The organism is Microbacter margulisiae, assembly GCF_014192515.1.
In the GTDB taxonomy this organism is placed as follows: domain Bacteria; phylum Bacteroidota; class Bacteroidia; order Bacteroidales; family Paludibacteraceae; genus Microbacter; species Microbacter margulisiae.
This window is the reverse complement of the sequence record NZ_JACHYB010000002.1, coordinates 419,163-431,967: the sequence shown is the minus strand read 5'-3', so window position 1 is coordinate 431,967 and position 12,805 is coordinate 419,163. Positions and strand designations below refer to the sequence as shown.

8 protein-coding genes and 1 pseudogene are annotated in these 12,805 nt (G+C 41.4%); all 9 read left to right on the top strand.

Going from position 1 to position 12,805, the window contains the following annotated elements; genetic code table 11:
- Positions 1–44: 44 nt before the first annotated feature.
- The gene (locus FHX64_RS11000; protein WP_183413897.1) at positions 45–1,709 is read left to right on the top strand and encodes a peptidylprolyl isomerase; all 1,665 of its coding nucleotides are present in this window, start codon (positions 45–47) and stop codon (positions 1,707–1,709) included.
- A gap of 99 nt (positions 1,710–1,808) precedes the next feature.
- Positions 1,809–3,374, top strand: a complete 1,566-nt coding sequence (locus tag FHX64_RS10995; protein WP_183413896.1) for a carboxylesterase/lipase family protein — start codon at positions 1,809–1,811, stop codon at positions 3,372–3,374.
- A 138-nt stretch (positions 3,375–3,512) separates the two neighbouring features.
- Positions 3,513–4,736, top strand: a complete 1,224-nt coding sequence (locus tag FHX64_RS10990; protein WP_183413895.1) for a glycoside hydrolase family 27 protein — start codon at positions 3,513–3,515, stop codon at positions 4,734–4,736.
- Between the two features lie 382 nt (positions 4,737–5,118).
- Positions 5,119–5,670, top strand: a pseudogene (locus FHX64_RS14340) (family 43 glycosylhydrolase); the annotation flags it as partial.
- Positions 5,671–6,000: 330 nt separating this feature from the next.
- Positions 6,001–6,849, top strand: coding sequence for a carbohydrate-binding protein (locus tag FHX64_RS10985; RefSeq protein WP_425487973.1), 849 nt, complete (start codon positions 6,001–6,003; stop codon positions 6,847–6,849).
- A gap of 17 nt (positions 6,850–6,866) precedes the next feature.
- Entirely contained in the window at positions 6,867–8,237 is a 1,371-nt protein-coding gene (locus FHX64_RS10980; RefSeq protein WP_183413894.1) for a glycoside hydrolase family 43 protein, read from the top strand.
- A 158-nt stretch (positions 8,238–8,395) separates the two neighbouring features.
- A complete protein-coding gene (locus tag FHX64_RS10975) occupies positions 8,396–10,171 on the top strand; it encodes an alpha-L-fucosidase (protein WP_183413893.1) in 1,776 nt (591 codons plus the stop codon).
- Positions 10,172–10,178: 7 nt separating this feature from the next.
- Entirely contained in the window at positions 10,179–10,334 is a 156-nt protein-coding gene (locus tag FHX64_RS10970; protein WP_183413892.1) for a hypothetical protein, read from the top strand.
- Positions 10,335–10,377: 43 nt separating this feature from the next.
- A complete protein-coding gene (locus FHX64_RS10965; protein ID WP_183413891.1) occupies positions 10,378–12,801 on the top strand; it encodes a glycoside hydrolase family 31 protein in 2,424 nt (807 codons plus the stop codon).
- Positions 12,802–12,805 lie beyond the last annotated feature (4 nt).

Here is a 12,805-nt window from a genome sequence, read left to right as displayed (position 1 = left end):
ACATGAGGAAGTATTCATTCTATAATATTGATATTTGAATCACTATGAGAAATAAAGCAGTAACAGCATTATTCTTATCAACATTACTGATAATTAGCTGCACCGGAAATAAAACCAACGACATATTACTTCAAGCAGGGAAGTATGCATTTACTGTTGCTGATTACAATATGTTGAAAACAAGGATGAACAGCCGGTTTCTCAGTCCGAAACAGGAAAGTAATTTAATAGATAATGCTTATATAATGGCTTTTGCGTTAGATAACCGATATGATACCATAACACTTCTGTCGAAAAAACTGATGTATGGTATGCGACTCTACTCTTCTGAGGTAAATGGTTATGTTTGGAACAAAAAGGTAAAGCCTAACCTGAAGGTAAGTAATAATGATATAAACGAAGCTTATGCGAAAAGGGCTGTTGAATATACTATCGAATTTATAAACTTCCCGGATAGCGTAGAGATGAATAAGTATTGCAAACGAGGTAGCGATTTTGATACGGAAAAAGGTTTTTATGCGCTAAAGCGGCATGTTTCAGCAATTCCGGATATAACAAGTTCCGTGTTGCAAAGTGTTTATCCTTTTTATCCGTTTGGCGTTTATGCCGATAAAATCTATAATGCACAAAAAGGAGATGTTTTGGGGCCTATTGAGATGTCTAGCGGTTATTTCTTGCTGCATGTTGCTGATATTAGAACAATTCGGCAACCTTCCTATAATAATGAGAAATCTATTATTAAGCAGGAACTCCTGAATGTCATTGCTGAAAAATATATCATGCAAAGCCAAAATGCTATTTTGGGTATGGCCAAGCCGCAAATGCACGACAAAGCTATTCTCTATATGGCATCAAAATTTGACAATAAAACCCGGCAATGGCAAGGGGTAGATGAAAATCGGATATTGATGAATTATCAATTTAAGGGTAAAATGAGATTTTTTACTGCCGGGGATTTAGAGGAATTTATCAATTGTGAGCCGATAAGCATAGGTTCACCTTCCAAAGCAAACGATATAAAGGAGATGATGCAGAACTTTCTTATGGATATTTATTTGTATGAAGAAGCAAAGAATATGAAAGCCGGTGCTGATCCGGAATTTATGGCATTTAAAAGGTATTATCGAAACAAACTTTTTATACAGCACTACTACGATCAGTATATCTATCCTAAAATGAAAATTACTCCGGCAGAAGCTCAACAGTATTACAACCAAAATAAAAACAACCAAAAAGGGTTTGAATCGGCTATGGTTGCGATTTATAAATTTAGAGACCGGAAATCCGCTTTTAATGGCTTAGGAGTAATATACAATTATTGTCGGCAGAATAATCGGAATCCGGCTAGTCCCGGATTGCAGTTGTCCATGCTGCCGGGAATTCTATCGGTAAATAAACAAGTTGTTATTCATGTATCCGATACGACCAACAATGTTGGTTTGATCAATGCTATTTCTGAAGCAAATGCAGGTCAGATGCTTATGCCACTGAAAATAAACAGGGAGTTTTGGGTCGTTTGTGTTTTAAAAAAGATAGGGAATGCAATTCTCCCTTACAAGTATGCAGAGCTTGGGCTCGAACGTATGTTACTTGAAAGGAAAACTCAGGAAGCTTTAGATAAGCAGATATCCATACTTAAGGTAAAGTATCCGTTGGTGATAAACCGTTTAAAGAAGTATATGCAAGATACAGAAAAAAGAGAGAACTAAATAAATGCAATACAGATGTTTGAGAGACGATATGCTGTGAAGATGCTATTTATAATTTATAAGATGAGTGACAATACCATTAATTAATAGACCATTACTATGAAACGTATTATTTTTTTAGTTGCAACCTTTATGTTGCTTATTGTTATACCCAGTAATGCCCAACAACCAGCTCCGGTGAAAGTGGAGGATGGGTTATTGCAAGGGAAGTTCGAAAACGGGTTGACGGTTTATCTGGGTATTCCCTTTGCCGCGCCTCCTGTGGGCAACTTAAGATGGCGGGCACCTCAGCCTGCAGCAAAATGGGCAGGCGTGCGAGAGGCAACCAAGTTCGCTCCTGCTCCTATGCAGGGAGGAAATCCTCAGTCGGGAAAAAGTGAAGATTGTTTGTACCTGAATGTATGGACTCCGGTAAAATCAACCAATGCTAAAATTCCTGTACTCGTTTGGATTTACGGTGGAGGTTTTAGCTTTGGCTCTACCTGCGATCCAATGTACGACGGTGCAAAACTGGCCAAAAAGGGTGTTGTGCTGGTGAGTATTGCTTATCGTGTTGGTCAACTTGGATTTCTGGCTCACCCTGAATTGAGTGCAGAAAGCCCAAATCATGTTTCAGGAAATTATGGTTTACTCGACCAGATTGCCGGGCTAAAATGGGTCAAGAAAAATATTGCTGCATTTGGTGGCGACCCTAACAAAGTGACCATTTTTGGCGAATCTGCCGGTGGAATATCTGTCAGTATGTTATGCGCCTCACCGTTAGCCAAAGGGTTGTTTAAAGGAGCAATTTCTGAAAGCGGGGGCTCATTTGGCCCAACACGACCAACAACTTACCCCGGTGAAAATATGAAAACCCTCAAACAGGCAGAAGCAGATGGGGAAGCTTATATGCATAAGCTTGGAGCCTCGTCCATTGCAGAACTTCGTAAAATAGATGCTGAAAAATTCATTTCTTCAGGCTGGGCAATGGCTGGAGGCTGGCCAATTGTAGATGGATATGTTATTCCAGGCGATCAACACAACTTATACGAAGAAGGGAAGTATAACGATGTTCCTGTACTTATTGGATACAACTCCGACGAAGGCGCCAGTTTTACACATTATAAAACACCGGAAGATTATATTGCCGACGTGAAAAACCGCTATGGCAAATTCGCCGATGAGCTGATCAAAGCTTATCCGTCCGGAACGAGTACTGTTTCCAAAACCGCACGTGACCTGATGCGTGATGCCGCATTCGGATGGCAAACATGGAGTTGGGCAAGACTTCAATCAGAAACAGGAAAATCGAAAGTTTTCTATTACTATTTCGATCAACATCCCACTTTTCCCAAGGACTCGCCTTTCTATGGATACGGTTCTCCCCATGGACAGGAGGTGGCGTATGTATTTGAACATCTTAATACTTCGGATCCCCATGTTACAAAGTCGGATTTGAATATTTCGGAAGACATGGCTACCTATTGGACGAACTTTGCCAAGTATGGTAATCCTAATGGCAAAGGAGTTCCCCATTGGGAAGCATTTAGCAATAAACATCCTGAAGTGATGTATTTCAGTCAGACGCCGCATATGGGATCCGTTCCCAGTGCCAAATCACTTAAGGTACTTGACGCTTATTTTAAATGGAGACGAACTCCAGCCGGGAAAGCTTGGGCTAAGTAATTGTTACGATAATGAAATATTAAAACTGTCATTAAAAAATACCTATCTGCGATTGTTTCTAATTTTAGATGATTCCCTTTTATTGGTCATTTGTAAAACAAGCATTCAACAGAGATTCAGAAAAATCACTTATCAATTATGAAAAAACTCACATTTACATTTTTATTTTTTGCAGTAGTTGCCTCAGCAGCTTTGGCACAGAAATATCCCGGGCTCGCCCTGACGCCGCCCATGGGTTGGAACAGTTGGAATACATTTGCTTGTAACATCAACGAAAAGATGATCAAGGAAATGGCCGATGCCATGGTCTCTTCCGGTATGCGCGATGCAGGATACAAGTATCTGGTACTTGATGATTGCTGGCTCTCTCCAACACGTGATTCACTCCAGAATTTACAGGCAGATCCTAAAAAGTTTCCCGATGGGATGAAAGCCCTCGGCGATTACATCCATTCCAAAGGATTAAAGTTTGGCATTTACAACTGTGCCGGTACAAAAACCTGTGCCGGATATCCGGGAACCCGGGGGCATGAATACCAGGATGCACTTACGTATGCTTCATGGGGAGTAGATTATTTAAAATACGACTGGTGCAACACGGAAGGAATCAATGCCAGGGAAGCCTACACCACGATGAGCAAAGCATTGGCTGCCACACACCGTCCGATTGTATTCAGCATGTGTGAATGGGGAACCAACCAGCCTTGGCTATGGGGAGCTCCCATTGCCGAATTATGGCGCACTACCACCGATATCGGACGTGGCTGGTACATTAAACCCAATCCACATGGATGGGCTCCGCTGGGATTTACACAAATCATCGACAAAGAAGTCAACTTGCGCCAATATGCAGGGCCGGGACATTGGAATGACCCGGACATGCTCGAAGTGGGCAATGGTATGCCGGTTAATGAAGACCGTGCCCATTTTTCCATGTGGGCTATGCTTGCCGCTCCCCTTATCGCAGGAAATGACCTGCGCCACATGAGCGAAGAGACCCGTGATATCTTAACCAACCGGGGTGTCATTGCCGTCGACCAGGATTCATTGGGGATACAGGCATTGCGCTATGAAGTTAAAGACAGCGTGGAAACATGGATGAAACCGTTGGAAGGTGGAGACTGGGCTATCTGTTTCCTGAACCGGGCGGCTGAACCTAAAGCTATCGATTTTGACTGGAAAGCAAATGTAGTAAAAGACACGTTATCCAACCGGGAACTAAATGCCAATACACAACGGTATGCTATTGTGGATTTATGGACCAACAAAGCGATGGGAACAACCCAGAAAGCATTAAAAGGCACGGTTCCTTCCCATGATGTTCTAATGGTATATCTTTCAAAACAAATAAAAAAGAAATGATGGTTCCTTATTTATGTCCAAATATGATGAGTCTTTAGGAAGTTCATGATGACAGAGAGAAACAATTGCCAAGATTGTGGGCCTCTTATGCATAAGAAACAAAGAGAGTTTAGGTTGTGAGTGTGAGCTTTAACAGGTTTCTGTGTGTTGAAAATAGCGGATGTAGAAATAGTATCCAAAGAAAGAAGAAAGGTTTTTGCTTGGCTTTGTTATACATAATGGTGTTTGTGAATTTTGAAAAGAAGAGTAAGCATTGTACGGAAAATACTTCCAATCATTAGGGTATTCCTTCGTAATTGATAGATTTTTAGTAAAATAGAATGATATGATCCTAAATAAATCAATAACAAAGTCTGCAGCTTTTAAATTTATCTTGGGTGTGATGATGATTGCTTCAGTAACTGTAGCGAGTAAGTCGTATGCTGATAATCCGATTATTCAAACAAGATTTACAGCAGACCCGGCTCCGATGGTTTATCATGACACGGTATATTTATATGCGGATCATGATGAGGATAGTTCTACCTGGTTTACAATGATAGATTGGCGCCTATATACGTCAACTGATATGGTTAACTGGACAGATCATGGCAGAGTAGCCTCACTTAAAAGTTTTAGCTGGGCGCCAACAAATGGAGCTTGGGCTCCCCAGTGTATTGAGCGTAATGGAAAGTTCTTTATGTATTGTCCAATACATATGCACGGAATTGGTGTGCTGGTTTCTAATAGTCCCTATGGCCCATTTGTTGATCCTCTTGGAAAACCTCTGATTTTTAGTGGTTTTGGAGATATTGATCCAACCGTATTTATTGACAACGATGGGCAGGCCTACCTATACTGGGGTAATCCAAATCTTTGTTATGTTAAATTGAATAAAGATATGATTTCATATGACCGGAAGGTTGGCATTGTAAAAGTCCCGTTGACCGATAAAAGCTTTAAACTCCGTATTATCAATGCTAAAAAGACTTTCGCCTGGGCAAAATCCATTAATGGACTGGCATCGCAAACTATTAAAAATGATGCTGATAACAAATATTACTGGTATGTCAGCGCGATAGATAAAAATACCAATAATAAAGTTATTGGAGTTGCGGTTGGGAACGACGCCATAGGTCCATTCACTGATTTGGTGGGCAAGCCATTGATCACGCAACACTGTGGTGAAGGCAATATTAATCCTACGGTTGTTACTGATAATACAAAACAGGCCTATCTTACGTGGGGGAATTCTGATCTTTGGTATGTGAAACTTAATAAAGACATGATGTCTTATGATGCAAGTTTTGGCATTCAGCCGATTCCTGCGGATAAAAAAGATGGGTTTGTCTCCGAAATTAAAAAGGCGATTAATAGCACAGGTAAAAGATATACAACGTATGAAGAAGGCCCATGGTTTTATAAACGTAACGGCCTATACTATATGGTATATTCAGCTGGTGGCGTACCCGAACATATCGCCTATTCGACCAGTACTGGTCCGACAGGCCCCTGGATTTATAGAGATACCATTATGTCTGTAATTAAGGCAGGTGGAGCCTTCACCAACCATTCGGGTATCATTAACTTTAAGGGTCACTCTTATTTCTTTTATCACAACGGGGCTCTTTCGGGAGGAGGAGGCTTTGACCGATCGATTTGTGTTGAACCTTTTAACTATAATCCTGATGGAACAATTCCTCGAATTATCCCAACGAAAGCAGGAGTCATCAAGAGTGTAGCCCATTTAAATCCTTATATCCGTCAGGCTGCTTCGACGATTGCGTGGGAGGTAGGCGTTAAAACCTCATCGAACAAAAATACTGGTGTATATGTTACGAATATTCATAATGGAGATTATATCAAAGTTCGTAGTGTTGATTTTGCCAAAGGAGCCAAATCGTTTGATGCTAGCGTCGCATCAGCCTCCGATGGTGGAAACATAGAAATTTATTTAGATAGTCTTTCTGGTACTTTCTTGGGAGTTTGCCCTGTTAAAAATAACAATGGCTGGCAAAATTGGACTATTCAATCCTGTAAAGTCAAAAAAGAAAAAGGAATACATGATCTGTACTTTGTTTTCAAAGGTGGTCAAGGCAGTTTATTCAATTTTAATTGGTGGAAATTCAAATAAATCAAAATAATATGGATATGAAAACATTAACCACACAATTGACTATTAGACTTGTTTTAAATGTCATTATTGTTGCCGTAACAGCGTTAGTGACGAAATGTTATGCTGACAATCCAATCATCCAAACGAGATTCACAGCAGATCCTGCACCGATGGTATATCACGACACTGTCTTTCTTTACACCAGTCATGACGAAGACGATGCCAATGGTTTTAAAATGTTGAATTGGCTGCTTTATACTTCTACAGATATGGTAAATTGGACCGACCATGGAGCTGTCGCATCATTGAGGGATTTCAGGTGGGTAAACCATGATAATGGAGCTTGGGCACCGCAGTGTATTGAGCGAAATGGTAAATTTTATCTTTATTGTCCGATGCATGGGAATGGAATTGGAGTATTGGTTGCAGATAGCCCTTACGGCCCCTTTAGAGATCCTTTAGGCAGGAGGTTGATTGAAACAAATCATCTATGGAATGATATTGATCCAACGGTTTTTATCGATCATGATGGTCAGGCCTATTTATATTGGGGAAACCCGGACTTATATTATGTGAAACTAAACAAGGATATGGTTTCCTATTCAGGCCAGGTTGTCCAGGTGGCTTCCATACCAAAGAATTATCAGGAGGGTCCCTGGTTTTACGGGAGAGATGGGCATTACTATTTGGCATATGCTTCTACATGCTGCCCTGAAGGCATTGGTTATGCTATGAGTAACACTCCTACCGGGCCATGGGAGTACAAAGGTTATATCATGAAACCGACTCCGAAATCGTCTGGCAATCATCCAGGTATTATTGAGTATAAGGGGCATTCCTATGTGTTTGGATTTAATTATTATTTGAATTATCAATTGACTGACAAACATCGAGAACGACGTTCGGTCTGTGTCGAAGAATTCAAATATAAGCCTGATGGCACTATTCCTGAGTTGCCCTGGTGGTCAGCAAAAGGGGTGCAACAACTTGGGTCTCTAAATCCTTTTATTCGTACAGAAGCGGCAACAATTGCGTGGGAATCCGGTATTAAAACCAAAAAGGAAAGCAGAGGAAATATGTATGTAACTGATATTAATAACGGTGACTATATAAAAGTGAAAGGTGTGAATTTTGAGACAAAAAGAGCCAAATGGTTTGAAGCCAATGTTGCGTCGGCTTCCAGAGGTGGAAAAATTGAAATTCATGAGGATAGTATTACCGGTATGTTGTTAGGAGTTTGTCCTGTTAAAAACAGTGGTGGCTGGCAGGATTGGAGAGTCAAGTCTTGTAAGGTGAAAAACGCAAAGGGTATACACGATCTATACTTTGTTTTCAGAGGCGGTCAAGGCAATTTATTCAACTTTAGATGGTGGCAGTTTAATAGCCTGCAAAATCATGAAAGGTGAATATTTCTGCGGATTAAAGATGGTATTGGAATTCTCAACGGTACCTTCAACCCAATAATATTAGCGCATGAAGGAATTGGCTTGCCACTAAATGATAAGCTTGGTAGTGTTGAAATTAAGATATAATTTAAAAAACAAAACTAAATATTGAATCAACGATGAAACGAATATTAATGGCATTGTTTTTGGCAGTAATAATCTCTTTTGAATTAAGCGCCCAAAAAAAGATAGCGCAGACAAAATCGACGGTTGAACCGTATTTGCTTCCCCCGTTTCCTGCGATTCCAGCAAAGAAGCCACTCAACAGCGTCCCGATGGGTGACTGGAAAACGTTTCCTGAAATGAAGCTGAATATTCCTATCACTCCCGGGCCGTTCAAACCGACCTGGGAATCCATAGAGAAGAATTATCCCGGCGTGCCGTCATGGCTTCGCGAAGCGAAGTTCGGTATTTGGGTTCACTTTGGTCCGCAATCGGCGGGTGAAAGCGGCGACTGGTATGCACGGAATATGTATAAACAAGGCACATTGGCATATCAAAATCATCTCAAAATGTACGGACATCCATCTGTGGCGGGCTATATGGAAGTTCTGCATGATTGGAACCCTACCAAGCTTGATCCTGCCAAACTTACGAAGATATATCAGGATGCCGGCGCCCGCTTCCTAATTATCCAGGGTGTGCATCACGATAATTTTGATTTGTGGAACTCTCGTTATCAGCCTTGGAATTCTGTTAATATCGGACCGAAGCTCGATTTGATCGGTGAATGGGCAAAAGCCTGTCGTGTCGATGGTATGCATTTCGGTGTTTCTTTCCATCATGAATACACCTGGTGGTGGTGGCAAACCGCTTTCGGTTCTGATACGGTAGGCCCTAAGAAAGGGATTCCTTACGACGGCAACCTTACACTTGCCGACGGCAAGGGCAAATGGTGGGAAGGATATGATCCCCGTTTACTTTACGGTATAGACCTGCGTGAATACAAGGGGGTGATCAAGGCTGCTTATTCAGGATGGTCACCTCCGCCGGCAGGCATATTTACGAATCACCTGAATTACGCCAGATGGTATGCTACAAGGTGGGCGTTGCGGATTATGGATGTTGTTGAACATTATGATCCCGACTTCATTTATACAGACGGTACGGTTCAAGGACCCTTCACAGGCAATGGTACTGGCACTGGACTTAAAGCTAATGCTATGCAGCTGGTTATGGCCGATTATTATAACCGTACGCTCCAGCGCCGTGGTAAAGTAAATACTTTCAGTATTGTGAAGTTCCGTAAAAAGACCAACGGTACAGTGAATACCGAAGAGTTTGGCATTCCTGCCGACATCAAAACAGATCAGCCGTGGATTGCGGAAGCGCCAGTTGGTGATTGGTTTTATGAACCTGGAATCACTTATGATTCGGGAATGATGATCCGTTATATCATTGAAGCCATAGCTCGAGATGGGAATGCAGCAATATCTATCCCTATACGCCCGGATGGATCATTGGATGAAGACTGTCTAAAGATGTTGAAGAAAGTTGGCGTTTGGATGCGCCGGAATGGAGAGGCGGTTTACGGAAGCCATGCCTGGGTCATTCCTGGCGAAGGGGAGCAGGTCAATGGCAAGTTAAAGATGCTTCCGGGAGGGGCGTTAGGACGTAAGCAAGCAAATTTCAAGTTTGATTCCCGGGATTTTCGTTTTACAGTAGGTGAAAACGGGGCTCTATACGCGTTTTGCATGATTGTACCAACTCCTGGTACACAGTTGAAAATCAAATCACTCGGTACAGATGCCAAATACCTGAGTAAACCGGTCAAAACAGTGAATCTGCTAGGATACAGTGGCAAACTGCAATGGAAACAGGACGCCGACGGTCTTATGATCGTCTGTCCGGCGGAAATGCCTTTCGCGACATCAGTTGTGTTTAAAATCGAATGAGGATTTTATGGAAAAACATGTAGTTATTAAAGTAGTGAATAATTTTAATCCCTATCAACGAACCCAAGCAGAATTCCTAGCATGGAAAAAAGACATTGGGACTGCAATTTATTCAATTATTGCTGGTGGAAATCCAATGCTAAACAATCAAAACCAGCAATAAGAATAAACTATGATATTAGAAATCAATTAAATAATTTAGCAAAATGAACATACACCGTATTTATGCATTGTTGTCCCTTTTTTTTGCGCTTAGCATGATTTGCAAGGGACAACCCTATCAACGGATAAAAAATGGGATCAAGACAGAAGTAAATACTATTGAAGTCGAGATACAATATTATACTCCATCAACAGTAAGGATATTAAAATGGCCATCAGGGAGCACTTTTACAAAGAAAAGCCTTTCAGTCATCGAATCTCCCCAAGAGACTGTATTTACCATACATCAATCAGGAAATGAGCTCGTTTTAAGAAGCAAAGAAGTACAAGTAGCGTTAAACCTAAAAAGTGGGAGTATCTCTTTTTTAACCGCAACAGGAAAATCATTATTAAGGGAAAAAGAGGCAGGCATTTCATTTGCCAGGTTCAACGATGCCGGTGTAAAAACCTATACCGTAGGGCAATCATTTGTGTTAGATAAAGGTGAAGCTATTTACGGGTTGGGGCAACAGCAACAAGGCAAAATGAATCAACGTAATGATATATTACACATGATTCAGGGCAATACCGATGACTATATCCCCTATTTTCTATCGGAAAAAGGCTATGGGTTGTACTGGGATAATTATTCACCAACGCTATTTGTCGATAACCCGGACAGTACAACATTCAAATCGGATGTAGGCAAGTGTATTGATTATTATTTTATGTACGGAGGAAACGCCCACGGCGTGGTGGCACAAATGAGGGATTTAACCGGACAAGTACCCATGTTACCCTTATGGACTTACGGATATTGGCAAAGCAGGGAACGCTATAAGAGCCAGGCTGAAATAGTAGGAGTCGTAAAACGATACCGGGAGCTTGGCGTTCCGTTGGATGGGATCATTCAGGACTGGCAATACTGGGGAGACAATTCACATTGGAATGCAATGGAATTCCTTAATCCCAACTTTCCCCATCCCCAAGAAATGGTAAATGAAATTCATGCCATGCATGCCCATATGATTATTTCCGTGTGGGCATCGTTTGGACCCAAGACAAAACAATATGAGGTTTTAAATAAAAAGGGTATGCTGCTGGATTTTAAAACCTGGCCGTTATCTGCAACTGATGCTTGGCCTCCGGATATGAGCCACCCTTCGGGAGTCAGAGTCTATGATGCATACAATCCGGAAGCACGTAAGATATTTTGGAACTTTCTGAATAAAGACCTCTTCTCATTAGGGATAGACGGATGGTGGTTGGATTCATCAGAGCCCGATCATTTAGACGTTAAACCTTCCGACTTTGATGATCAAACATATCTCGGTTCATTTCGCAAAGTACGCAATGCTTTCCCTTTAATGCATGTAGGAGGTATATTCAAAGGGCAACGTTCGACCTCCTCAGAAAAGAGAGTATTCATTCTAACCCGATCAATGTTTGCAGGACAGCAACGCTATGGCGCCAACACATGGTCAGGAGATGTAACAGCATCATGGAATGCATTGCGGCATCAAATTTCAGCAGGTTTAAATTTGTCATTGTGTGGTATTCCCTACTGGAACAGTGATATCGGAGGATTCTTCCTTACAAGGTTTCCCCGGAAATTGCAAGATGCCAATTATCGTGAACTATACACCCGGTGGATTCAGTTCGGTGCATTTTGTCCCATGATGCGTTCACATGGCACCGATGCACCGCGGGAGATATATCAGTTTGGGAAAAAAGGAGATGTGATATATGATGCCATAGATAAATACATAAACCTGCGTTATAGTCTGTTGCCCTATATTTATTCTACTTCATGGAACGTAACAGCTCATCAGGGGAGTATGATGCGGGCATTGGTCATGGATTTTGCGAAAGACAAAAACGCACTGGATATCAACAATGAATACATGTTTGGAAAAGCATTTCTGGTTTGTCCGGTCACTCAACCGATGTATTCAAAGGAAGAAGTTCAAGGAAACGATACAATAAAAGTTGGTGATTTCAGTCAGATCAAGAGTGCTGAAGTTTACCTGCCCAAGAGCACTAATTGGATAGACTTTTGGACAGGAGAGAACTATAAAGGAGGACAAACGATCCGTAAAGAAACCCCGATTGATATCATGCCATTGTATGTGAGGGGAGGCTCGATAGTTCCGATAGGGCCCAAAGTACAATATGCAACACAAAAGAAATGGGATAATCTCGAAATAAGGGTTTACCCTGGCGCCGATGGCCGGTTTACCCTGTACGAAGATGAAAACGACAATTATGATTATCAGAAAGGCAAGTATTCCACCATAACGTTTACTTGGAACGATGCAAAAAAAGATTTAACCATCGGAAGCAGGCAAGGTGAATTTCCGGGAATGCTTAAAGCGCGCAAGTTCCTTATTGTATTGGTTTCACACAATAAGGGAACGGGCATGAATCCCATTGAAAAGTATGATAAAGTTGTCATGTATACAGGAGGAAGAGTATCAGTAAAACTATAAGTAT

Coding starts and splice junctions, on each gene's coding strand:
- FHX64_RS11000 (WP_183413897.1), top strand. CDS start 45: ATGAGAAATAAAGCAGTAACAGCATTATTCTTATCAACATTACTGATA.
- FHX64_RS10995 (WP_183413896.1), top strand. CDS start 1,809: ATGAAACGTATTATTTTTTTAGTTGCAACCTTTATGTTGCTTATTGTT.
- FHX64_RS10990 (WP_183413895.1), top strand. CDS start 3,513: ATGAAAAAACTCACATTTACATTTTTATTTTTTGCAGTAGTTGCCTCA.
- FHX64_RS10985 (WP_425487973.1), top strand. CDS start 6,001: ATGATGTCTTATGATGCAAGTTTTGGCATTCAGCCGATTCCTGCGGAT.
- FHX64_RS10980 (WP_183413894.1), top strand. CDS start 6,867: ATGAAAACATTAACCACACAATTGACTATTAGACTTGTTTTAAATGTC.
- FHX64_RS10975 (WP_183413893.1), top strand. CDS start 8,396: ATGAAACGAATATTAATGGCATTGTTTTTGGCAGTAATAATCTCTTTT.
- FHX64_RS10970 (WP_183413892.1), top strand. CDS start 10,179: ATGGAAAAACATGTAGTTATTAAAGTAGTGAATAATTTTAATCCCTAT.
- FHX64_RS10965 (WP_183413891.1), top strand. CDS start 10,378: ATGAACATACACCGTATTTATGCATTGTTGTCCCTTTTTTTTGCGCTT.